At 64.2% G+C, this 22,372-nt stretch carries 14 protein-coding genes; 9 read left to right on the forward strand and 5 right to left on the reverse strand.

Annotated features, from left to right (window positions below; translation table 11 throughout):
• Positions 1-196: 196 nt before the first annotated feature.
• Positions 197-835: a bifunctional 4-hydroxy-2-oxoglutarate aldolase/2-dehydro-3-deoxy-phosphogluconate aldolase gene (gene eda / locus ABE493_RS03770; protein ID WP_346497424.1), complete on the reverse strand. Its 639-nt coding sequence runs from the start codon at positions 833-835 to the stop codon at positions 197-199.
• The gene (locus ABE493_RS03775) at positions 822-1,844 is read right to left on the reverse strand and encodes a sugar kinase (RefSeq protein ID WP_346497426.1); all 1,023 of its coding nucleotides are present in this window, start codon (positions 1,842-1,844) and stop codon (positions 822-824) included. Before ABE493_RS03775 ends, eda begins: the two co-directional genes overlap by 14 nt.
• A gap of 273 nt (positions 1,845-2,117) precedes the next feature.
• On the opposite strand from ABE493_RS03775, the gene ABE493_RS03780 reads away from it, so the two are divergent.
• From ABE493_RS03780 to ABE493_RS03795, 4 genes are all read left to right on the forward strand, one after another.
• Positions 2,118-4,886 (forward strand): TonB-dependent receptor, encoded by a 2,769-nt coding sequence (locus tag ABE493_RS03780; protein WP_346497428.1) that lies wholly within the window; start codon positions 2,118-2,120, stop codon positions 4,884-4,886.
• A gap of 207 nt (positions 4,887-5,093) precedes the next feature.
• Positions 5,094-8,264 (forward strand): TonB-dependent receptor, encoded by a 3,171-nt coding sequence (locus ABE493_RS03785; RefSeq protein ID WP_346497430.1) that lies wholly within the window; start codon positions 5,094-5,096, stop codon positions 8,262-8,264.
• Between the two features lie 78 nt (positions 8,265-8,342).
• A complete protein-coding gene (gene pelA / locus ABE493_RS03790) occupies positions 8,343-9,404 on the forward strand; it encodes a pectate lyase (protein ID WP_346497432.1) in 1,062 nt (353 codons plus the stop codon).
• A 184-nt stretch (positions 9,405-9,588) separates the two neighbouring features.
• Entirely contained in the window at positions 9,589-13,362 is a 3,774-nt protein-coding gene (locus ABE493_RS03795; protein ID WP_346497494.1) for a LamG-like jellyroll fold domain-containing protein, read from the forward strand.
• Between the two features lie 166 nt (positions 13,363-13,528).
• Here the strand turns inward: ABE493_RS03795 and ABE493_RS03800 are convergent, their stop codons facing one another.
• The 3 genes from ABE493_RS03800 to ABE493_RS03810 all read right to left on the reverse strand — a co-directional run bounded on the left by ABE493_RS03800 (position 13,529) and on the right by ABE493_RS03810 (position 16,853).
• On the reverse strand, positions 13,529-14,119 hold the full coding sequence (locus tag ABE493_RS03800) for a cysteine dioxygenase family protein (protein ID WP_346497434.1): 591 nt from the start codon (positions 14,117-14,119) through the stop codon (positions 13,529-13,531).
• A 56-nt stretch (positions 14,120-14,175) separates the two neighbouring features.
• A complete protein-coding gene (locus tag ABE493_RS03805; protein WP_346497436.1) occupies positions 14,176-15,780 on the reverse strand; it encodes a carboxylesterase/lipase family protein in 1,605 nt (534 codons plus the stop codon).
• A gap of 74 nt (positions 15,781-15,854) precedes the next feature.
• Complete coding sequence (locus tag ABE493_RS03810) at positions 15,855-16,853, reverse strand: alpha/beta hydrolase (protein ID WP_430980707.1); 999 nt, start codon at positions 16,851-16,853, stop codon at positions 15,855-15,857.
• A 140-nt stretch (positions 16,854-16,993) separates the two neighbouring features.
• Here ABE493_RS03810 and ABE493_RS03815 point away from each other — a divergent pair, with 140 nt between their 5' ends.
• From ABE493_RS03815 to ABE493_RS03835, 5 genes are all read left to right on the forward strand, one after another.
• Positions 16,994-17,821, forward strand: coding sequence for a 2-keto-4-pentenoate hydratase (locus tag ABE493_RS03815; RefSeq protein ID WP_346497440.1), 828 nt, complete (start codon positions 16,994-16,996; stop codon positions 17,819-17,821).
• 37 nt (positions 17,822-17,858) lie between these two features.
• Positions 17,859-18,863 carry a TRAP transporter substrate-binding protein gene (locus ABE493_RS03820; protein ID WP_346497442.1) on the forward strand — a complete coding sequence of 335 codons (1,005 nt, stop codon included), beginning with the start codon at positions 17,859-17,861 and terminating at the stop codon, positions 18,861-18,863.
• A gap of 13 nt (positions 18,864-18,876) precedes the next feature.
• Complete coding sequence (locus ABE493_RS03825) at positions 18,877-19,413, forward strand: TRAP transporter small permease (protein ID WP_346497444.1); 537 nt, start codon at positions 18,877-18,879, stop codon at positions 19,411-19,413.
• A gap of 3 nt (positions 19,414-19,416) precedes the next feature.
• A complete protein-coding gene (locus tag ABE493_RS03830) occupies positions 19,417-20,700 on the forward strand; it encodes a TRAP transporter large permease (RefSeq protein ID WP_346497446.1) in 1,284 nt (427 codons plus the stop codon).
• 88 nt (positions 20,701-20,788) lie between these two features.
• A complete protein-coding gene (locus ABE493_RS03835; RefSeq protein ID WP_430980708.1) occupies positions 20,789-22,363 on the forward strand; it encodes a family 43 glycosylhydrolase in 1,575 nt (524 codons plus the stop codon).
• The last annotated feature ends 9 nt before the right edge of the window (positions 22,364-22,372 follow it).

Below are 22,372 nucleotides of genomic sequence, written 5' to 3' on the forward strand. Positions count from 1 at the left end.
AGCAACAGCAACAGCAACAGCACCCCTCCCCGGCCCTCCCCTGCGCGTTGCGCAAGGGAGGGTTGGTTCGTTTGGCCTGCAGCATCCTGCGCAATTGCAGCTTCAGCCCCCTCCCTTTGCCGAAGGCAAGGGGAGGGTTGGGGAGGGGTCAGCTTTTGACGTTGACTTTGATCTGGAGCCAACCCCAAAAACCAAATCACCCCGGCAACACCGCCGCAGCACGTGCCAAGGCTTCAATCCCCTTCCAATCACGCGCCTGCAGCAGCTCACGCGTGGTCAACCACGAACCGCCCACGCACAGCACATTTGGCAGGTGCAGGAACTGCGATGCGGTCTGCGCACTGATGCCGCCGGTCGGGCAGAAACGCACATCACCGAACGGCCCGTTCCAGGCCGACAACATCGCTGCGCCACCGGCCTGTACCGCCGGGAAGAACTTGAACGTATCCAGGCCGTGCTCCAGCCCGCGCATCAGCTCGGACGAGGTCGCAACGCCGGGCAGGAACGGCAGGTCGGTGGCGCGTGCCGCCGCATACAGGGTGTCGGTTGCACCCGGTGACACCGCGAAGCGGCCGCCGACGGACTTCACTTTCTCCATCTGTGCCGGCGTCAGCACGGTGCCGGCACCCACCACCGCATCGGGCACGGCCTCGACCATGGCCTTGATCGCCTCCATCGCCACCGGCGTGCGCAGGGTGACTTCGATCACCGGCAGGCCGCCGTTGAACAAGGCCTGCGCCACCTGCACCGCGTCATCGACGTTGTCGGGAGTGAACACCGGAATCACCGGGGCCAGTTTGAGCACTGCGCGTACGCGCGGATCAGCGCCGGACATCGAACTTTCCTTCGCCCATCAGGGCCATGACGTCGGCAACGCCGACTGGATTGAAATCACCGGGAATGGAATGTTTCAGGCAGCCCGCAGCCAGCCCGAAACGGATCGTGGTCTGCGCATCCATGCCCTCGATCAGGCCATGCAGCACGCCGGCAGCAAACGCGTCGCCACCGCCAATGCGGTCAACGATATCGGTCAGCTCTTCGGCCGGTGCCAACGCGCGGATGCCATCGCGCCCAAGCAGCATCGCGCCCAGCGAATGGTGGCCGACGCTGTGCGCGGTGCGCTGCGTGCAGGCCATGTACTGCAGGCGTGGGAACGCCGCAAATGCCATTGCCGCGGCGGCGTCCACGCGTGCCTGCGGCTCGCTCTGGCTGAACTCGCCGCCCAGCACCACGCCGATGTCGCGGTAGTCGGCAAACACGATATGCGCGCAATCAAACAGGTCGCGCAGGATCGCCTTGGCGTCGCCGCCCCAGCGCTCCCACAGCTTGGGCCGGAAGTTGCCGTCGAAGGAGACCTTGATGCCGCGTTCGTTGGCCATGCGCGCGGCAGCCAGGGTGGCCTGCGCCGCTTCCAGGCCCAGTGCCGGACTGACCCCGGACAGGTGCAGCCACTGCGCGCCCTGCAGCAGTGCAGGCCAGTCGTAGCTGTCGGCGCGGGCGCTGGCAAAGGCCGAGTCGGCCCGGTCATAGACCACTTCACTGGGGCGGTGGCCCGCGCCGGTGGTGAGGAAGTACAGGCCCATGCGGCCGTCACTGCGGCGCACGCGCGAGGTGTCCACGCCATGCCGGCGCAGTTCACCGGCCACCGCCGCTCCCAGCGGGTTGTCGGCAACCACACTGATCATCGCCACGTCATGGCCGAAGTGCGCCAGCGACACACCGACATTGGCCTCGGCGCCGCCGGCATGCACGTCCAGCGCGGGCGACTGCAGCAGCAGCTGGTTGCCGGGCGCGCCCAGGCGCAGCAACAGCTCGCCGAAACACACAACACGGGGGGAAATCATTGGCATTCCTGTCTCCTTGTCGATCGGCGCGCATCATGGCACGGCTGATTGACTATCGGTGTCATTTACCCGCCACTGTCCCTCTGTCTGCCCGTGTTACCGTCCGCCAATGTCCCTCAGACAAAGGTTTTAGCCCTGTTTGGCTCCTGTTGCAGTGCAAGATGCTCCCTCTTCACGCAGCTGCTACTTTCCGTTTTGACCAGCGGTGTCATCCGGCAGAAACCACAAGCCAGAGCCACTGCATCGCATGCAAACCTGGGAGAGGGGAAGCACATGAATCCACGTATCACGCAGAAAAAGACACCGGTTACCTTGCTTGCACTGGGTATCAGTTTGGCCCTGCAGGCAGGCGTTGCCATGGCCCAGGATGCAGCTGCGCCGGCCACCGGCACCGCCGCCACCGAACTGGATGCGGTGACCGTTACCGGCTACCGCGCCAGCGTGGAGAAGGCGCTGGACATCAAGCGCGGCGAAGCCGGCATTGTCGACGCCATCGTCGCCGAGGACATCGGCAAGTTCCCGGACAGCAACCTGGCCGAGTCGCTGCAGCGTATCCCCGGCGTGGTGATCACCCGTGATGGCGGCGAAGGCCGCAACATCTCGGTGCGTGGCCTGGGCCCGGACTTCACCCGCGTGCGCATCAACGGCCTGGAAGCGCTGAGCACTGTCGGCAGCAGCGACGGCCAGGGCGGCACCAATCGCGGCCGCGGTTTCGACTTCAACGTGTTCGCCGCCGACCTGTTCACCCAGCTGATCGCACGCAAGACCGCCTCGGCCGACGTCGAAGAAGGTTCGCTGGGCGCCACCGTCGACCTGCGCACTGCGCGCCCGTTCGACTATGACGGCTTGACCATCGTCACCAATGTGCAGGCCTCGTACAACGATGCCTCCGAATCGGCGATGCCGCGTTTTGCAGGCCTGATCGCCAACAGCTGGGCCGACGGCAAGTTCGGTGCGCTGCTGTCGGTGGCCTACTCCGAGCGCGAGACGGTTGAAGAAGGCAGCGGCACCGTGCGCTGGTCAGGCGGTACCACCAATGGTGGTTTCAACGCCGCTTCGCCGTTCAAGGATGCCTTGAAGTCGGACGTGTATGCGCCGCGCTTCCCGCGCTACACGCTGATGGAGCATGACCAGAAGCGTCTGGGCGTGACCGGTGCGCTGCAGTTCAAGCCCAGCGATCGCACCAGCTTCAGCCTGGATGCGCTGTATTCCAAGATCGACGCCAAGCGGGATGAGAAGTACATCGAGGCCAACGGCCTGAGCAAGTCGTCGGCCGACGGCAAGAACCAGATCGTCGTCAACAACGGCGAAGTGCGCAACGGCGCGCTGGTCTATGCGGAAATGGACAACGTCGACATCCGCGCAGAGAACCGCCACGACGAGTGGAGCACCGAGTTCTACCAGGTCAGCCTGGACGGTGAGCATCGCCTGACCGACAACTTCACCATCACCGGCAAGGTGGGTACCTCGCGCTCCAAGCACGACAACCCGGTCCAGGCCACCGTCATGATGGACAAGCTCAACGTCGACGGTTACAGCTACGACTACCGTGGCAACCCGAACAAGCCGGTGTTCAACTACGGCGTCAACCCGACCGACCCCAACGGTTGGACGCTGTCCACCATCCGTCTGCGTCAGAACTACGTCACCAACGATTTCGACAACGGCCAGTTGGAGTTCTCGTGGGTGCTGGGCCCGTCGCTCACCCTGGAAGGTGGCGTGCAGGCGAAGAACTTCAGCTTCGATTCGATGGAACGCCGTCGCGTCGGCAACGAAGCCACCTCGCTGCCCAACTTTGCCGGCGGCACACGCATCGTGCCGGTCAACATGACCGAACTGGCCAGCCTCAACGGCATGTCCGGCTCGCCGGGCAAGTGGGTGGTGCCGAACTTCAACGGCATCGCCAATGAGTTCGGCATCCTCAGCGGCGAAGGCATCTATGCGCTGGCCGACTACGCGGCCAGCATCCGCAGCGTGCAGGAACAGGACCGCGGCGGTTGGTTGATGGGCAAGTTCGGTTTCGACATCGGCTCGATTCCGTTCACCGGCAACATCGGTGCGCGCTACGTCAAGACCAAGCAGACCTCCAGCGGCATCGCCACGGCCAGCGGCACGCCGGTCAGCACCACCGTCAGCCGTGAATACAACGACTTCCTGCCGTCCTTGAATGTGGTGGCGGAAATCACCCCGGACTTCCTGGTCCGCTTCGGCGCCGCCAAGGTGATGTCGCGTCCGGGCCTGGGCAGCCTGACCCCGGGCGTCACCGTCAGCGTCAGCGGCAGTGCGCGTACGGTCAGCGGTGGCAACCCGGCGCTGGATCCGATTCGCGCCAAGACCGCCGACCTCGGCTTCGAGTGGTATTTCTCCGAAGGCGCGATGCTCGGTGTCGGCCTGTTCTACAAGGACATCGAGAGCTTCATCCAGGCAACCCGCGAAAGCCGCGTCTACTCGACCAGTGGCCTGCCGGCGAGCCTGCTCGACAACCTCAATGCCAGCGTCACTGATGAGTTCGTGTTCAGCACCCCGGTCAACACCCCCGGTGGCGACCTGACCGGTGTGGAGTTCAACTACACCCAGCCGTTCACCTTCCTGCCGGGCAAGTGGGCCAACTTCGGTACCCAGCTGAACTACACCTACGTCGAGTCGAAGATCCAGTACGTCACCGCCGGTGGCGTGATGGCGCAGAAGGACGACCTGATCGGGCTGTCACGCAACGCCTGGAACGCGACGTTGTTCTATGAAGGCGAGAGCTGGTCGGGCCGTGTTTCGGCGACCAACCGTGACGATTACCTGATCCAGGTACCGGGCACCGAAGCTGGCTTCGACAGCAAGGGCCTGGGCGTGCACGGCCAGAGCGGCACCACCTTCGTTGATGCGTCCATCCACTACCGCATCAGCGACCAGCTGGAAATCAGCCTGGAAGGCGCCAACCTGACCAACGAACCGCAGGAATCGTGGGTGGCCAACCCGTCGGTGTCGCTGCCGCTGGAATACAGCGAAACCGGCCGCCAGTTCACCCTGGGCCTGCGTTACAAGTTCTGATAGCTGCACTTTGGCAGGGACCGGATCGCATTCTCTCCGCAGATCCGGCCCTGCCCTTTCGGTACCCGCAGGCCTGCTTACGCCATGGCCTGCCGCTTGTTCCTGTCGGGCCGCAACGGCCTGGCAACGCCTGTAGTACTCGCCAGGGAAATCACTCTCGCCCCTTTCAGTCCGCTTGATTCCCCGCCCGGGGAAGGAGCCCACCGCATGGATCGTAAGCGTCGTTTTGGAAAGACACCGGTTACCTTGTTGGCAACCGCCATTGCTTCGGTATTGACCGCTCCCCTCGCCTTTGCCCAGTCCGCACCTGCGGCCGCCGAGGCCACCCAGCTTGATGCAGTGAACGTCACTGGCTATCGCCAGAGCCTGCAGAAATCGCTGGACGAAAAGCGTTACACCACCGAACAGGTGGATGCGATCTTCGCCGAGGACATCGGCAAATTCCCCGACCAGAATCTTGCCGAATCGCTGCAGCGCATCGCTGGCGTATCGATTGATCGCGAAGGCGGTGAAGGCCAGCGCATCTCGATCCGCGGCCTGGGTGCGGACTTCACCCGCGTGCGCCTCAATGGCCTGGAAGCACTGGCCACCGCCGGCAACGGCAGCAGTGGCGTCAACCGCAGCCGTGGTTTCGATTTCAATACCTTTGCCTCCGAGCTCTTCAGCCAGGTCAAGGTCAACAAGACCCAGTCGGCGCAGATGGACGAGGGTTCGCTGGGCTCAACCGTGGACCTGCGCGGCTCGCGGCCGTTCGATTTCGCCGGCTTCCAGGCCTCGGCCTCGGCGCAGGCCGGTTATGGCGAGTTGTCGGAGAAATTTGATCCGCGCTTTTCTGGCCTGATCAGCAACACCTGGGCCGATGGCCGTTTCGGTGCACTGCTGTCCGGCTCGTACAGCAAGCGCAACGTCTACGAGGAAGGCTACAACCCGGTGCGTTGGGAACACGGCAACCACCGCAATTCGAACCAGGCCACTGCTGCCAACAACGGCACCTATGGTTTCTGCTCGCCGGTAGGCTACAACCCGCAGACGCCGCGCAATCCAGCTTCCAATGAAACCGCCGCCGGCAGCGGCAGCCAGGCCAACCAGGACCGCAACAACGGCTGGGGCAGCTACGGCATCAGCAGGACCCATTGCGGTAACGGCCTGCCTCGCCCGGCCAATACGCCGGAGAACATCGCCGCCTACGAGACCGCGACCAATGCCTGGATTCCGCGCTATCCGCGTTACATCCGCACCGCGCACGAAATCGAGCGGTTGGGCGTAACCGGCGCGTTCCAGTTCAAGGTGTCCGATGACACCCTGCTCAGCTTCGATGCGATGTACTCCAAGCTGGACAAGGAGCAGCGCGAAGATTCCATCGGTGCCAACCTGCACCGCGCGGCCAACCTCGGCGGCAAGACCCAGATCGTGGTGCGCGAGGCCGAGGTGGATGCGCAGAACCGGTTGATCTACGGCGTATTCGACAACGTCGATTTCCGCACCGAATCGAGCCTGATCGAGGAATCGACGACCTTCCAGCAGTACAGCCTGAATCTGGAGCACCACTTCAACGATGCAGTGAAGATGGAGGCGGTGCTCGGCCACTCCAGCTCCGACTATGAGCGCCCGGTGTTCTCGCTGGTGAGCTTCGACAACAGCAATGTCGACGGCTTCGTGATGGACATGCGCAACGGCGGTGACATGCCGAACATGACCTTGCCGTTTGCCTTGAACGACCCGGCGGCATGGTCGTGGCTGGGTTATGGCGCGGTGCCGGTGAACAGCAATGGCACCGCACGCGGCAGCAACATCAGTGAAGTGCGCTTGAACCCCAGCTACGTCAACAACGCCTTCGATACCGCCAAGATCGATCTGCAGTTCAACATCAATCCGACCTTCACCCTGCGTACCGGCCTTGCCTACAAGGACTACGACATGGAGTCGGAGGAGTACCGCCACATCAGCTACGGACGCCTGGCCCAGGCCTTGCCGGCCGGGGTGACCGTGGGCGATATGAGCACCAACCTGACCGGCTTCGGCAAGAACCTGTCCGGCAATGTGCCGAATGGGTGGCTGATCCCGGACTTCGGCAAGATCGCCGAGCTGCTCAACATCAACTGCAACTGCGATACCGGTGTGCAGGGCGGTGACTACCGCCTGGCCGGCGTCGGCCACTTTGGTGCCTCCAACAACAACTTCGAGGTCAACGAGCGCAGCCTGGGTGGCTATCTGCAGCTGGATTTCAACACCGAGCTATGGGACCGCGCCTTCCGCGGCAACCTTGGCGTGCGTGTGGTCAATACCCAGATCAACGCGTCGGGCTGGGCGCCGTGCAACGCGGCCACCTCGGGCAACAATTCGGCCAACTGTGAATCGTTCTTCGGTGTCGCCAGTGCCACCGCTGCCGCCGGCGAACGCTCGCTGGTGCGCTCGGTGGTCAACCACAGCTACCAGGACGTGCTGCCTTCGTTGAACCTGGCCTGGGACGTGGCCGAGAACGTGGTGCTGCGCTTTGGCGCGGCCAAGACAATGGCCCGCCCAACCCTGGCCTACCTTTCGCCCAGTGTCAGCGGTGGCCCCACCGGTTACTTCGACGATGGTCGCGTGTTCGCGATCAACCTTGGCAACCCCAAGCTCGACCCGTTCCGCTCCACCAACTACGACCTGAGCGCGGAGTGGTACTTCGGTGATGGCGGGCTGCTGTCGGCGGCGTTGTTCTACAAGGACATCGACAGCTATGTGCAGCGCACCCGCCTGCTGACGACCTGGGGCGACATGGGCTACTCGTTGGATCTGCTGCCAGCGGGCTTCAACGCCGACACCTTGTTCAATGTGCAGAGCTACTACAACACCCCGGGTGGCCCGCTGAAGGGCTACGAGCTGAGCTACCAGCAGCCGTTTACCTTCCTGCCGGGGATCTGGAGCAAGTTCGGCATCCAGCTGAACTACACGCATGTCGAGTCCAGCATCAAGTACATGTTCAGCTCGGCCGGCAACAGCAATACCAGCATTACCACCACCTTCACCGACAACGACCTGGTCAACCTGTCGCCGAACTCGTACAACGCCACGCTCTACTACGACGATGGCAAGTTCAGCGCCCGTGTTTCCACCAGTTACCGAGACGGCTACATCGGCGAAATCCTGAGCCAGGAGAGCGTCTGGGACCTGGACGGCAAGCAACTGGCCACGCCCGATGTAACCGGCAAGGACAGCGTGCGCAATGTGGATTTCAACATGTCGTACAAGCTCAGCAAGAAGCTGTCGCTGACCTTCGAGGCGATCAACCTGCTGGACACGCCGGATCAACGTTACGTGGATTCGGCCTTGCAGATGGCTGACCGCTACACCGTCACCGGCCGCCAGTACTACCTCGGCGCACGCTACAAGTTCTGAGATGAGGCAGCTGCACGGCCAATGCAGTAAAACCGGGATGCCAGCACGCTGGCATCCCGCTGCATGCAGGAGGAAGCGATGAAGTGCTTGTGGTTACCGACCGTGTTGCTGCTGGGTGCGGGCTGGCTATGCCCGCCGGCGCACGCGGCTGCGCCGCGTACCGAGGCGGAAGCGGAAAACATGTTGTTGCTGCAGACCGCCTCCGGCGGCTGGTCCAAGCAATACCAGGGCAAGGCGGTGGACTACCAGCATGTGTTCAGTGCTGGCGAGCGTGCAGCGCTGCAGGCACCGGACCGGGTGGACGATGCCAACATCGACAACAAGTCCACCACGCGCGAGATCCGTCATCTGTTGCAGGCTTGGCAGGACACCGGCAACGCGGCGTATCTGGGCGCCGCGCAGCGCGGCGTGGACTATCTGCTGGCTGCGCAATACGCCAACGGCGGCTGGCCGCAGTATTACCCCGAGCGCTCGCTGTACCGCCATCAGATCACCTTCAACGATGACGCGATGACCCGCGTGCTCGACCTGTTGCAGGACATCGCAGAAGGCGCACCCGCCGTTGCTGGTCTGCCTGCGGACTACCGGGGCAAGGCCAACGCCGCCTTGCAACGTGGGTTGGGCAATGTGCTGGCCACGCAGGTGCGCATGGACGGCCGCCTGAGCATCTGGGCGGCGCAGTACGACGAGGTCAGCCTGCAGCCGGCCAAGGCGCGCTCCTACGAGCTGCCTGCGCTGGCGGTGTCCGAGTCGGTAGGCGTGCTGCGGCTGCTGATGCGTCAACCCGAGCCGAGCCCGCAGACGGTGGAGGCCATTGAAGCCGGCCTGCAGTGGCTGCAGGCAAATGCGCTGCCGGACCTGGCGATGCGCAAGGTCGAGGCCGCCGACCAGCCCAGCGGCAAGGACGTGCTTATAGAACCTTTGGCAGGCGCACGCCTGTGGGCACGCTTCTACGATCTGCAACAGGGCCGGCCGATGTTCGTCAACCGCGAAGGCGAGCGTGTGGCGCGGTTCGCGGATATTCCGAACGAACGCCGGGTAGGTTATGCCTGGTACGGCGTATGGCCGGAGCAGTTGCTGGTGCGGGAGTGGCCGAAGTGGGCGCAGCGGTATGGGCGGAAGATGCCGGAACGCACATGAAAGTCACCCTTCTCCCTCCGGGAGAAGGTGGCCCGAAGGGCCGGATGAGGGTAGGGGCGAAGCCCATGCAATCCTGCATTGCGGATGTGGCCAACCCTCTCCCCAACCCCTCTCCCGAAGGGAGAGGGGCTAAAGCAAAGCAGTCAACCGATTTGGAATGAGCTAGACGATGAACCAGAAAACCATGTTGCGCCCCACCCACCTCGCCTGCGTGCTGGGCCTGCTGTTGGCACCGTTGAGCGTTGCAGCGCAATCCCCCGAGCTGCTGTTCCGCGTATCGGCGGACAAGGGCTTCATTGCCGACAGCGCGCAAGGCGATGCCACCCCCAACTTCCAGGACAAGGTCAGCCTTGTCGAGGACGGCGCGCATGGCCGCGCCATCCAGTGGCAGGACGATGGCGTGCTGTCGTGGAACGCGCCGGGCAATATCCAGGCCGAACGCGGCACGCTGTCCTTTTTCTGGCGCTCGCGTTACGCGGTGGGCGAAACCCCGTTTGTGATCTTCCGCGTCGGTTATGCCGACCACAGCAGCTGGGACATGGCCTGGCTGCGCATCGACTGGAACGGTCATGGCTTCGATGCCTTCGTCACCGATGCCAATCTGGCCCGCACCCGCGTCTCGTTCAAGCTCGACAAGAACCCAAGCCCGGAGCAATGGCAGCACATCGCATTCGCCTGGGACGAGGACAAGGGCGTCAAGCTGTTCGTCGATGGCCGCGAGGTTGCGCAGGCGGTGGCCACCGGCGATTACGATGCCGCCCTGGACCAGCTCGGCCTCGCCGGCCGGGTGATGGCGCCGTACCAGGTGCAGAGCCGCTACAACTTCCTGCGCGGCAGCGACTTCGACGAGATCCGTGTCTACGACCGCATGCTTGATGGCGCCGGTGTTGCCGCACTTGCACGCAATGCCGAGCCACGCAGTGCCGAAACCGCAACCGCTTCACAGCGCGCCTGGTGGCACCGTTATGGCTGGGAAGGCACGCCACCACCGGCATTGAGCGCGGCGACGACATCGATCCGCAAGGTCGAGTTCGCCGATGTAAAAGACAAGCTGCAGTGGATGTGGAAAGGCACCGACGGCATCGCCGAAACCACCTGGCCGGGCGTCTACAACCGCTCGCGCCTGCCCGGCCGCAATGACTACATGCAGCTGCCGGATTGGAACACCTATGTTGAAGGTGGCCAGCAACTAGATCTGACGGTTCCGGCAGGCGAAACCATCAACCGCATCGAGATCCGCGGCGCCGCCTATGGTGAGCTGAAAGGTACGGCGGGCAGCTTGTTCAACCGGCCGCAGGGCGTGGTGCGCAGTGTCGACAGCTTCGCCGATCAGGTTGGCGGCACGCTGCACTTCCACAACACCGCGCAGGAAACGCCGATCCAGGAGATCTGGGGCTATCAGGTCAGCGAAGCCGCCGAGCCGGAAGGCACGGTAAAGCAGCGCTACCAGATCGACAGCAGCGTGCTGCCGGACTACATCAACATCGCAAGCCTGCGTGACTACATCGACGGTCGCTTCGCGCCGGACGAGCGCAGCACGGTGATGGCCTTGCCCAAGGGCGCGGGTTCGCGCAAGCGCGGCGCCGACAGCCTGCCGGCCAAGCCGATGCCGATCGTGCATGTGCTGGTTCCGTCCGGCGTGGGTGATGCACCGGCCGCGCAGCCACTGATCCGCAGTTGGGCGCACAGCTGGGAGAACATGCATGACGGCCTGGATGGTGTGGCCATTGATATCCCGGCCCTGGATCTGCCCGCCACGCACGACGGCGTGATTCCGCTGAACATTCGCATCAAGGATCCGATCTGGCCGGCGCGCGACATGATCGACGTCTCGGTGTCGGTGAAGCCGGGCCAGGCGCGCACGCTGTGGCTGGATCTGCGCGACCGCATCCTCACCGCCGACAGTCTGTGGATCTCGGTGGCCTCGGCGGCACCGGGCTTCAACGCCGCATCGCTGGACGGTGGCGAAGTGCGGCTGGTATTCAAGGACCGCCAGGAGGCAGTCAAGCAGCACGTCGCCGATCGCTTCAACCAGGTGCGTGACAATTGGGGCTTCCTGGTCGAGGAACACACCACTTCCAAGCGCCAGCGTCTGTACGCGCGCGTCTATGCCGACTTGAGTGATCTGCTGCGGGTTGATCCCGACCATGAACTTGGCCGTCTTTACTGGAACTACATCAGCTACAACAGCCAGGGCAAGCCGCCGTTCGCGCAGCCGCAGCCGCCCAAGGGCGTAACGCTGTGGGCATTCCGCCAGGTGGAAGACCTGAAGTACGTGCGTCGCTTCGTTGACTGGTGGATAGAAAATCGCCAGGTGCCTTACGGCGATTTCGGCGGCGGCATTTCCGATGACTCGGATCTGGTCCAGCAGTGGCCAGGGCTGGCATTGATGGGGGTTGAGCCGGAGCGGCTGAACACCTCGCTGACCGCGCTGTCGGACGCTGTTTACAAGAACGGCATGTTCTCCAACGGCCTGAGCACCATCGAGACCGACGAGCTGCACGCTTACGAGGAAGGCATCAACGCCAACAGCGCGATGCTCTACCTCAACTGGGGCGATCCGCTCACCGTCGAGCGCCTGATGGAAACGGTGAAGGCTTTCGACGAGCGCATCATCCTGCGTAACCCGCAAGGCAACCTGCTGTTCTCCAGCAACTGGTTTGGCGGCAACAAGGTTTACCGCGAGCCGAACTGGCAGTGGCAAAAGCCATACTCGTTCCCGGCGCTGCACCCGGCCTTCCTGATCGGCGAATACAACGCCGATCCCACCGGCCGCAAGTTGGTTACAGGCTTGGCTGACGGCTATCTGGCCCACGCGTACAAAGACGACAAGGGCCGCTTCACCCTGCCCAACGAAATCAACTGGGCCACCGGCAAGACCCGTGGTGGCGAGTTGAACCAGGGGTCGGGTAGCGGCGATGTGATGCATACGTTCTGGGCCGCGTGGCGTTGGAGTGGCGATGCGAAGTACCTGCAGGCGCTGGACTATCGCGTGGTGCGTGGCGGGCCGGGCGTGCTGTCCAATCTTGGCGAGAACTACGTCGATGTACTGGGCAGGCAGCAGGACTGGGGCAAACAGTTGGTTGCTGATGCAGACAAAGGCGGCAGCGGTTTCGCCGCGATCAGCGCCTGGCAGCAGACCGGCGACAAGAAGTATCTGGAAGCACTGCATGCCGACGGCATCCAGGCCAAGGCGCAGCGCGAGTACATGAACACCGAAGGCCATTGGTGGAGTGACCGCGTCGAGGCTCCGAGTGAGTTCCTGCAGCGCCTGCGTCTGGGCGGCATCGGCCTGAAGCGCAACCAGAGCTGGCCGGGTCATACCGTCAGCTGGCAGTTTGCCCAGCCTGATGGCGCTGAGCAGGTGGCCTTGCTGGTGCATGCGCCGTCACGTGAGTACTTCAAGGTGATTGCCTACAACCTGAGCGACACGCCGCTGGATGCGACCATGACCGGCTGGAACATCGCCGCCGGTACCTGGCGTGTGCGTAGCGGTGTGGATCGCGATGGTGATGATGTGATCGACGGCAAGGCGGAGGTGCGCGAGGTGCTGCTTGAGAAGAGCGCCAGTACGCAGCTGCGCTTTGCGCCGAAGCAGAACCAGGTATTCGAGTTCGAGCTGGTGACAGCGGGTACGCCAGTGGAGACGCGCGCCGACCTGGGCATTGGTCGCGGTGACCTGAAGATCGACGGTGAGCGTGTGCTGCTGACCGTGCACAGCCTGGGGCATGTGGGAACCGGCGCCGGTTATGCGGTGCTGGAGGATGCCCGTGGCCGTGAGGTTGCGCGGGTTGCGGTGCCTGCCTTGGAGGCACCGTTGGATCTTGTGCCGCGCACGGCGACGGTGGAGTTGGTGTTGCCGGCTGGGTTCAAGCGTGAGGGGGCGAGCGTGCGGGTTGGCTTGGACGGGGACGGGGCTGAGGTTACGAAGCTCAACAACCGGCTGCCCTTGCGGTGATTGCTCGAGCGCCTCTCCCCTCGGGAGAGGGGCTTTGCTTGCGGTAGTGCCGAGCCATGCTCGGCAGGTGGCGTTACCGGGAAAGCCTCTGCCGAGCATGGCTCGGCACTACAGGCGTTGGTTGCTTTGTCGGCTCACGCCGCTCCCACAAAACCCAGCGCGCCGATTACGCATCCAACCCCAATTCCCTGCACTCACGCGCATACCAGCGCGGGCCATCGTCAATCGGCTGGAATACGTGGCTGCGCTCCATCACCCGCTGATAAACGTGCACGGATATCGCTATCCGCTCGGCATCGCTGTTGCGCAGTGTATGAAACTCATCGGGCGGAATCAGATTGCCCGCACTGCCCTTACAGCCCTGCAGGCAGTCACGCGGGGCGAACCGGTAGCGCTCGCCATCACGTTCCAGCATCCGGTAGGGGGTGATCTCCAGCGTGCCCTGCCATACGCCTTCCACGCACCACAGGCCGTCGTGGTCATGCAGCGGCGTGCCCTGCCCCGGCCCCCAGGTCATGGCGATGATGCTGTAGCCATGCTGCGGGCTGCGGTAGATCTCGCGGCGCGCGTAGTGGCCGTGCAGCGGTGCGTGTACACAGGCTGGCAGCACGATCTGCGGATCGTTGATGGCCTGCTCCAGTACGTGTTGGATCCGGGCAACGGCGCCTTGGGTGTCGCTCGCCTGCAGGGCGGCATCAATGCCATCCAACAAGCGCTGGCGTCCGGCAAACTCGGGATGCGGCGAATGCAATGTCATTGCCGCAGTCTAGGCAAGGCAGGTAAAGATTCCGTTGAAACTATCTGCGCGCCTGTTCAGAACGTGCCGCGTTGGATGAAGGGCGCCTGCTGATAGAGCCGGCGCTCGCCACCACGCGGATCATCCATCTGTCGGCTCGGGGTATCGAACAGCATTGTCTGCCGGCGCTCCAGCCCGTACTGCTGCCAGTGCGGCAGCCCGGCATGGTTGGGGTCGCCGTGGCGGGCGAAGGCCAGCAGTGCATCGCTCATCGTGTCTGACAGCTGCTGCATCGCCGCACCGCTGCCGGTGCGTGAACCGGGCTGGGCGTTGTTGTGGAACACCAGCGGGATATCCAGGGTATGGAAGGCGCGCAGCTTGGCGGCATCGCCATCACGGTCATAACCGTCCAGCTGAAAGGCCCAGGTCGGTGCGCCCTGTCGCGCGCGTGCTTCCAGTTCTTCCACTGCGCCGCGCCAGGAGCGACCTGCGGTGGTGGCGGCGAAGAACACCTCCGACGGCGAATATCGCGGGTATAGCCGGCGGTATTCAGCGATCACCACCGACGGCAACAGATCCACGTATTGCTGCGCCTCTAGCTTGGCCGGCAATTCCTCCCAGCTCAGTTCGAAATTCTTCGGATCGTTGCCGAGGAAGGCGCGGGTTTCGTCATGGGTATTGCCGATCACCATCGGGATCGCCGCCGATTGCTGCGCTGCCTGCGGCCAGAACGGATGCACCGGCAGGTTGCGCGCGTCCAGCACCGGGCCGACATACAGGCTGCTGTTCTCCACGCGCGAGGGATCGCGCACCTTCACCGCTTCCAGCAATTGCTGCATCGGCATGCGCCGCAATGCATCGGCATCGGTCTTGAAGTGCTCCAGCACCAGCTGCGCGCGCTGGGTGGCCGCGCGTGGGCCAGCGGCGGTGGCCTGCTGGCCGCTCATCGTCCAGGCGCGATGGAAAAGGCCTTTTGCCGCCGGCATCGCCATCAGCGTGGCGATCTTGGCACCGCCGCCGGATTGGCCGAATACGGTGACATTGTCGGCATCGCCGCCCAACTCGGCTGCATGCTGGCGCAGCCACTGCAGCGCCTGGACCAGATCAAGCTGGCCGACATTGCCGGAGTCGGCAAAGCGGTCGTCGCCGAGCTGGGCCAGGTAGAGATAGCCGAACAGGTTGAGCCGGTGATTGACCGTCACCACCACCACGTCGCCGCGTCGGCACAGGTTGCCGCCGTCATACAGCGGGTCGCTGCCGGAGCCGTTGTTGTAGGCACCGCCGTGGATATAGAACAGGATCGGCCGCTTGCCGCCGTCGCGCAGTGCCGGTGTCCACACGTTGAGGTAGAGGCAGTCTTCGCTGCCCGGGCCTTCGCTGCCGGTCTGCGGCGCGGCTGCGGCGTAGTCGAGGACATCACGTACGCCGCGCCAGGGCTGTTCCGGAAGTGCTGACTGGAAGCGGCGTGGGGCGGTGTCGGCGCCGTAGGGGATTCCACGGAAGACGTGCACGCCGCTTTCGGTCTGCCCGGCGAGGCGGCCGCTGCGGACGCGGGCGATCGGGCTCGTGCCGGTGCTGGCCCAGCTGTTGTTGCCGAGGGTGCTCAAGCCGGTTGCTGCGGCCAGCAGAGTGGTTTGCTGGAGGAAGCTGCGGCGGGCCGGGTTGTTTGGGTGTTGGGGCATGGTTGTGTCCTGGGATGGCGGGATTGGGCGCGCTTCGCCCTCTCCCCAACCCCTCTCCCGATGGGAGAGGGGCTTTAAAGGCTGGGCTTCGGTTGGGTTGGCGGTTGCGATGCCATCCAGCTCAGCGCCAGTTGTGGCCATGCCGCTGTTGTGAGGCCCACTGTGCCGCGTGTGCCGAAGCCGTGGCCGCCGTGTGGAAACAGGTGCATTTCACTGCTGATGCCGGCACTGCGCAGGCTGTCGTAGAACTGCAGGCTGTTGCCTACCGGCACCACCTCGTCATCGGCGGCATGCAGCAGGAAGGTTGGCGGTGTATCGGCGCGGACGTGCAGCTGCATCGAGTACTGCTGCAGCAGTGCGTCGCTGGGCGTGCTGCCCAGCAGTCGTTGCCGCGAGCCTGCATGCACGTCGTTGCCGCGCATGGTGATGACCGGGTACATCAGCAGCTGGAAATCCGGGCGCGCGCTTTGGTCATCGATCACGTCGCTGTGCGGGTAAACATTGCGGTCAAAGCCATTGCCCAGACGCGCGGCGAGATGTCCGCCGGCCGAGAAACCCATCGTGCCGACACGCTGCGGGTCCAGGCCCCATTCCGTGGCGCGGTGGCGGATAAGCCGCAGTGCACGCTGCGCATCGGCCAGCGCCGCTTCGCGATTGGCGCGGCCTTCGCCGGGTAGCCGGTAGCGCAATACGAACAGGGTCACTCCCCCCTGCTCCACCAAGGCAGGCACCAATGCCGTGCCTTCCTTGTCCAGCACCACCCGTTGATAGCCGCCGCCGGGGATCACCAGCAGCGCGCTGCCATTGGGCTTGGCCGGGCGGTACGCGACCAGGTAAGGCGCGCTGACATGCTCGATATAGCGGTCCGGCAATGCTGGGTCACCGCTGCGCTCGACGATGCGCTGCGCCTGCGGCAGTGCTTTGTCCCCCGGTGCCATACCTTGCGGCCACAGCGCGATGCGTTCGGCGGAACCCTCCGCGGGTTCACTCCCGGTAGCGGCCATCGCGGCCGTCGGAAGAAATGCGATGAGGGCGGCGAAAGCCAGCTGGCGCAGAGGTTTCAGTCGAATCATAAGGGCCGGAACAGGACAGGTGGCGATGGCGGGGTACAGCTTCTGGTGCACTGCACATTGTCAGATGACACCGGTTTACCTTATACAGCCAGTCACGGCACTGTCGATGGGCAGTGCAGCAAAGTCACCAGGAGACGCACTTGAGCAACGACCAAGGCAGCCAGCAGCAGGCAAGCGCCGCGCTGGACGAGATTGCCCGCACTTTTGTGGAAGCACGCCGCGACGGCCGTTCGCTTCCGGATTTCCCGGGTGCAATCCCGGAGGACCTGGTCACCGCCTATCAGGTGCAGGATCTGGCGATTGGTCGCTGGGACGACAGCGTGGTTGGTTGGAAAGTGGGCTATATCGCCGCCGAACGCCGCGACAACTCCGGCGACGATCGTCTTCTGGGGCCGATTTTCAAACGTAATCTCTGGAATGCTACCGGTAGCATCGTGGAGATCCCGGTATTTGCGGCCGCCGGTGGCTTTGCTGCGGTAGAGGCCGAATACGTGCTGGAACTGCTGGCCGATGCACCGGCCGACAAGCTGGACTGGACCCCGGAAGAAGCCGAAGCGCTGCCGGCGCGCCTGTTCATCGGTGTGGAAGTGGCCAGCAGCCCGCTCAAGACCATCAACGTGCTGGGCCCGCGCGTGGTGGTGTCCGATTTCGGCAACAACAACGGCTTGGTACTGGGCGGCGAAGTGCCGAACTGGACCCGCTGCGATGAGCCGGAACTGCGTGCGCAGACCGAGATCGACGGCGTGGTGGTCGGCACCGGTGGCGCTACCACCCTGCCCGGCGGCCTGCGCGCGGCCTATGCCTTCGCGCTGTCGCGTTCGGCCAAGCGCGGCCGGCCGCTGAAGAAGGGCGAGCTGATCGCTACCGGCAATGCCACCGGCATCCACGACATCAGCGTGGGCCAACAGGCATTGATTCGCTTCGCCGGTTACGGCGACATTTCCTGCAAGGCTGTGCCGGCCGGGTAATCCCGGCAGCCACGGTAGCAACGCGTTGGAGGGCGCTATGGTCACTCGAAGAGGCTTTCTCAAAACCGGCATGGGGGCATTGGCCGCACCGGCACTTGCCGCCTGTTCTGCAGGCAACAAGGGTGCAGCTGGCGGCAGCCAGCTGCTGACCGCCACCGATGTACACGTGGCCGACTACCCGACCGTCACCGCGGTGAAGTGGATCGGTGAACAGCTGCGCCGCGAAACCGGTGGCCGCTTGGGCTTGAACCAGTTCCACTCCGGCCAGCTCGGCCGCGAGTCCGAGGCGATCGACATGGCCCGCTTCGGCGCCATCGACATCACCCGCGTCTATTCCGGCGCACTCAACAACGCATTCCCGCTGACCCGCGCGCTGTGCCTGCCGTATGTGTTCGACTCGGTGGCGCATATGCGCCGCGCGCTGGATGGTGGCATCGCCGATGCGGTTCTGCAGGGCTTTGAAAGCCGCGAACTGGTCGGCCTGGCCGTCTATGACTCCGGCGCGCGCAGCTTCTACAACACCAAGCATCCGATTGTGGAGCCCAAGGACCTGCACGGCTTGAAGCTGCGCGTGGCCAGCTCGGACATCTTCCTGCAGCTGATGCGTCTGTTCGGTGCCAACCCCACGCCGATGTCGCTGGGCGACACGTTCTCCGGCATGGAGACGCACATGATCGACGGCGCCGAAAACAATATGCGCAGCTTCCACTCCAGCCGTCATTTCGAGGCCGCGCATTACTGGTCCGAAAGCCAGCATTCGTATGCGCCGGACATCCTGCTGATGTCCCGCCGCAGCCTGGACGCATTGTCCCCGTCCGATCGCCGCCTGGTGATCGAGCTGGCGCGGCAGTCAGTGCAGGTGATGCGCACGGCCTGGGATGCGTCCGAAGACAAGGCCCGCGAAGCGGTGCTGGCGTCCGGGGTGAAGTCCAACGCAGTAGACATGCCGGCGTTCCACGCGGCGTCCGCACCGTTGCTGCGTGACTACCTGCAGCAAACCGATATCGCCGCGCTGCACCGTCGCATCCGCGACTTCGCCTGAGGGGGCCGTACCGATGTCTGATTCCAACGTACAAACGGCCCCGGCAGGATTCCAGCGCGTGCTGGAGAAGGTTGCCGATGTGGTCATCTACATCGCCGTCGCCGCCCTGCTCGGGCTGGTGGTGGTGCAGGGCTGGCAGGTCTTCGCCCGCTATGTGATCAACGATTCGCCGAGCTGGACCGAGCCGGTGACGCTGCTGTTGCTGAGCACCACGATGAGCATGGGCGCGGCGGCCGGTGTGTATACCAATCGCCACTTTGGTTTCTTCCTGTTGGCCGAGCAGATGCATCCGCTGGTCAAGCGCTTCATCGATGCGCTGGTGCCGCTGATCGTCGCCACCATCGGCGGCTTCCTGGCCCGTTGGGGCTGGGTGCTGTGGCTGGATGGCCTGCACATCAAGACCGCCGGCGCCAACCTGCCGCAGAGCGTGAATTACCTGCCGCTGAGCATCGGTGGTGCGCTGATGGCGGTGTTCGCACTCAATCGCCTGCTGTTGTCGCTGCGCGCAGGCGCCGGCACCGCTGCCAACGCTGCTGAAGGGGACCGCTGAGTCATGGGTATCGCTATTCTTTTCCTCGTGTTCGGCGTGCTGCTGTTGATCGGCGTGCCGGTGGCCTATGCCTTGGCTGCGGCTGCGCTGGCCACCCTGCTGTATCTGGATATTCCCAGCATCGTATTGGTGCAGCAGATCTCCGCCGGTACCGGTTCGGCCTCGCTGATCGCCATTCCGCTTTTCATCTTTGCCGGTGAAATCATGATGCGCGGCGGTATTTCCGAGCGTTTGATTTCCCTTGCGTCGTCGTTGGTCGGGCGCATGCGCGGTGGCCTGGGCCAGGTTTCGATCCTGTCTTCGCTGTTCTTCGGCGGCGTCTCGGGTTCGGCGATTGCCGACGTATCGGCAGTCGGCGGCACGATGATTCCGCAGATGGTCAAGCGTGGCTACGACCGTGATTTCGCGGTAAACGTCAGCATCACCGCCGCGCTGGTGGCGCTGCTGGTGCCGCCTTCGCATAACCTGATCCTGTTCTCGGCTGCAGCCGGTGGTGGCCTGTCCATCGCCGATCTGTTCGCCGCAGGTATCGTGCCGGCGCTGTTGATGACCGTGGTGCTGATGGTCACCGGTTACGTGGTTGCGCGTCGTCGCGGCTACGGCGTGGAAGCCTTCCCGGGCTGGCGCGCGGTGCTGCTGCGCTTGGTTGCCGCCCTGCCCGGCCTTGGCCTGGTCGGCCTGATCTTCTTCGGTATCCGCGCCGGCATCTTCACCGCGGTGGAATCGGCTGCCATCGCCGTGGTCTACGCCTTGCTGGTGACCACCGTGCTGTACCGCCAGCTGCGCATCAAGGAGTTCTTCGAAACGGTGATCCATGCGGCGCGCAGCACCGGTGTGATCCTGTTCGTGATCGCCACCGCCGCCGTGTTCGGTTGGTTGCTGGCCTACCTGCAGGTGCCTGCAGCGGCGGTGGACTTCCTGCAGTCGTTCGCGCACAGCAAGTACATGGTGCTGCTGATGATCGTGGTGATGCTGCTGTTGCTGGGCACCTTCATGGACCTGGCGCCGATGATCCTGATCTGCACGCCGATCTTCCTGCCGGTGGCCAAGGCTTATGGCATCGACCCGATCCACTTCGGCCTGGTGCTGGTGCTGACCGGTGGACTTGGCCTGGTGACGCCGCCAGTGGGCTCGGTACTGTTCATCGGCACCGCCATCGGCAAGATCAGCGTGGGCGAAAGCATGAAGACCATCTGGCCGTTCTGGATGGCGGGGTTGGTGGTGTTGCTGATCGTGACCTTCTTCCCCGAACTGTCGTTGTGGCTGCCGGCCCTGCTGCGTAGCTGATGCATGCACGCTGCAGGCAGGTTCGCGCCTGCCTGCGGTTGTGCTTTGGCGTAGGCCTGTGCGCCGCGCCTTCAAACTGGAGATGACGATGAACGTGACCCGTACCCTGGCCGCGCTGGCTACCGCTTGCCTGCTCGCGGCCGCGCCGGCCTTCGCCGATGCACAGACCACCCCAAAACGCGGCATCGAGCAGCAGCGCATGGCCGACCTGGGCAATGGCAGCTTCCTCAACCCGGTGCTGGCCGGCGATCACCCGGATCCGTCGGTGCTCAAGGACGGCGACGATTACTACCTCACCCTGTCCTCGTTCGACGCCTATCCCGGCCTGCCGATCTGGCACTCGCGCGACCTGGTGAACTGGCAGCCGCTGGGCCATGCCATCACCAGCAACGTCGGCGCGATCTGGGCACCGGACATCATCAAACACCAGGGCCGCTACTTCATCTACTTCCCGGCACGCACCGGCGAGTCGCGCAGCAACTTCGTGGTCTGGGCTGATGACATCAAGGGCCCGTGGAGTGAGCCGATCGACATCGGCCTGTCCGGCTACATCGACCCCGGGCATGCTGTCGGCGAAGACGGGAAGCGCTACCTGTTCCTGTCCGGCGGCGATTACGTGCAGATCAGCGATGACGGCCTGAGCGTGGTCGGCAAGCCCAAGCATGTGTATGACGGTTGGCGTTACCCGGCAAGCTGGGACGTGGAGTCCTATGCCCAGGAAGGCCCTAAGATCAGCCAGCGCAATGGCTGGTACTACATGACCACCGCCGTCGGCGGCACCGCCGGCCCGCCGACCGGGCACATGGTCATCACCGCACGCTCGCGTTCAATCCACGGGCCGTGGGAAAACGCGCCGAACAACCCCATCACCCGCACCGTCAACCGCGATGAACCGTGGTGGTCACGCGGCCATGCCACGCTCATCGAAGGCACCGACGGACGCGGCTGGATGATGTACCACGGCTACGAGAACGGTTACTGGACGCTGGGCCGGCAGATGCTGCTGGAGCCGATCGAGTGGACCGCCGATGGCTGGTTCGTCGCCAAGGGCGGCGATCTTGGTACGCCGCTGGCCAAGCCCTCCGGTGAGGCCGTACCGCATGGCATGGCGCTGTCCGACGACTTCAAGGGCGGCAAGCTCGGCCCGCAGTGGTCGTTCTTCAACCCGGCCCGCGACGAATACCAGCGGCTGTCCTTCGACCAGGACGGCATGACCCTGCAGGGCAAGGGTACGACCCCGCGCGACAGCTCACCGCTGACCGCCATCGCCGGCGACGTGGCCTATGAGTTCGAGGTGGAAATGGACATCGAGCCGGGTGCGTTCGGTGGCGCGCTGCTGTTCTACAGCGACCGCCTGTATGCCGGTGTCGGCAGCAATGGCGAACAGTTCATCCTGCACCGCTATGGCGAGGAACGCCCCACCCGGCCCCAGCCCAGCGCCACCGGCGGCAAGCTGTGGCTGCGGGTGACCAACAACCGCCATATCCTCACCATCCACAGTTCCAAGGACGGCAGCAGCTGGCAGAAGTATCCTGTTCAGATGGAAGTCTCCGGCTACCATCACAATGTGGCGGGGAAATTCCTTGCGCTGAAGCCGGCCATCTACGCTGGCGGCAACGGCAAGGTGCATTTCCGCCAGTTCCGCTACCGCGCATTGGATTGAGCGCGGCCC

The sequence above is a fragment of the Stenotrophomonas terrae genome (assembly GCF_039674165.1).
GTDB lineage: Bacteria > Pseudomonadota > Gammaproteobacteria > Xanthomonadales > Xanthomonadaceae > Stenotrophomonas > Stenotrophomonas terrae_A.

Excerpts from the sequence above, each read along its gene's own strand:
- eda (WP_346497424.1), bottom strand. The coding sequence starts at position 835 with ATGTCCGGCGCTGATCCGCGCGTACGCGCAGTGCTCAAACTGGCCCCG.
- ABE493_RS03775 (WP_346497426.1), bottom strand. The coding sequence starts at position 1,844 with ATGATTTCCCCCCGTGTTGTGTGTTTCGGCGAGCTGTTGCTGCGCCTG.
- ABE493_RS03780 (WP_346497428.1), top strand. The coding sequence starts at position 2,118 with ATGAATCCACGTATCACGCAGAAAAAGACACCGGTTACCTTGCTTGCA.
- ABE493_RS03785 (WP_346497430.1), top strand. The coding sequence starts at position 5,094 with ATGGATCGTAAGCGTCGTTTTGGAAAGACACCGGTTACCTTGTTGGCA.
- pelA (WP_346497432.1), top strand. The coding sequence starts at position 8,343 with ATGAAGTGCTTGTGGTTACCGACCGTGTTGCTGCTGGGTGCGGGCTGG.
- ABE493_RS03795 (WP_346497494.1), top strand. The coding sequence starts at position 9,589 with ATGTTGCGCCCCACCCACCTCGCCTGCGTGCTGGGCCTGCTGTTGGCA.
- ABE493_RS03800 (WP_346497434.1), bottom strand. The coding sequence starts at position 14,119 with ATGACATTGCATTCGCCGCATCCCGAGTTTGCCGGACGCCAGCGCTTG.
- ABE493_RS03805 (WP_346497436.1), bottom strand. The coding sequence starts at position 15,780 with ATGCCCCAACACCCAAACAACCCGGCCCGCCGCAGCTTCCTCCAGCAA.
- ABE493_RS03810 (WP_430980707.1), bottom strand. The coding sequence starts at position 16,853 with ATGATTCGACTGAAACCTCTGCGCCAGCTGGCTTTCGCCGCCCTCATC.
- ABE493_RS03820 (WP_346497442.1), top strand. The coding sequence starts at position 17,859 with ATGGTCACTCGAAGAGGCTTTCTCAAAACCGGCATGGGGGCATTGGCC.
- ABE493_RS03825 (WP_346497444.1), top strand. The coding sequence starts at position 18,877 with ATGTCTGATTCCAACGTACAAACGGCCCCGGCAGGATTCCAGCGCGTG.
- ABE493_RS03830 (WP_346497446.1), top strand. The coding sequence starts at position 19,417 with ATGGGTATCGCTATTCTTTTCCTCGTGTTCGGCGTGCTGCTGTTGATC.
- ABE493_RS03835 (WP_430980708.1), top strand. The coding sequence starts at position 20,789 with ATGAACGTGACCCGTACCCTGGCCGCGCTGGCTACCGCTTGCCTGCTC.